Consider the following 684-nt stretch of genomic DNA (forward strand, 5'->3'; position numbering starts at 1 on the left):
GCCGCCGGTCTCCCGGGCGGCGCGGCCGGTGCCGTGCCCGGGGGCGGCATGCCACCGGGCGGGCCCGGGGGCGGTATGGGCGCGGCCTTCGGCGGCCGGGCCGGGTTCCTGCGGATGTTCGGCGATTCCTTCGGCACCCAGGTCTCCTGGCTGCTGCCGGCCGCGCTGCTCCTGTTCGTCGCGGCGCTGGTGCTCCGTGGTCGAGCCGCGCGCACCGACGCGGTCCGCGGTTCGCTGATCGTGTGGGGCGGCTGGACGCTGGTGACCGTGCTGGTGCTGTCCTTGATGGAGGGCATCGTCCACCCGTACTACGCGGTTGCCCTCGCGCCCGGGATCGCGGCGCTGGTCGCGGTCGGCGCCCGCGAGCTCCTGCGGTACCGGGACCGCCGGTGGGTCCGTGGGGTGCTCGCCGTCGCCTCCGCCGGGACCACGGTGTGGGCGTTCGTACTGCTCGGCGGGTCGCCGCAGTTCCTGCCGTGGCTGCGGTGGGTGGTGCTGGTGGCGGGCGTCGCCGCCGGCGCGGCGTTGCTGGTCCCCGCCCGGGGGCGACGGTGGCTCGCCGTGGTCCTCGGCGTCGCGGTCCTGAGTGGGGTCGCCGCGCCGGCCGCGTACGCGGTCCAGACCGCGGCGACCACGCACGAGGGCTCCACACCGATGGCCGGGCCGTCGGGCGCCGGCGCCGAC

The 684-nt window shown here is 77.8% G+C and carries 1 pseudogene; it reads left to right on the forward strand.

Features of this window, described 5'->3' with window-relative positions:
* Positions 1-75: 75 nt before the first annotated feature.
* A pseudogene (locus GTW08_RS19950) lies at positions 76-684 on the forward strand (glycosyl transferase); the annotation flags it as partial.

The organism is Pseudonocardia sp. SID8383 (assembly GCF_009864975.1).
Lineage (GTDB): Bacteria > Actinomycetota > Actinomycetes > Mycobacteriales > Pseudonocardiaceae > Pseudonocardia > Pseudonocardia alni.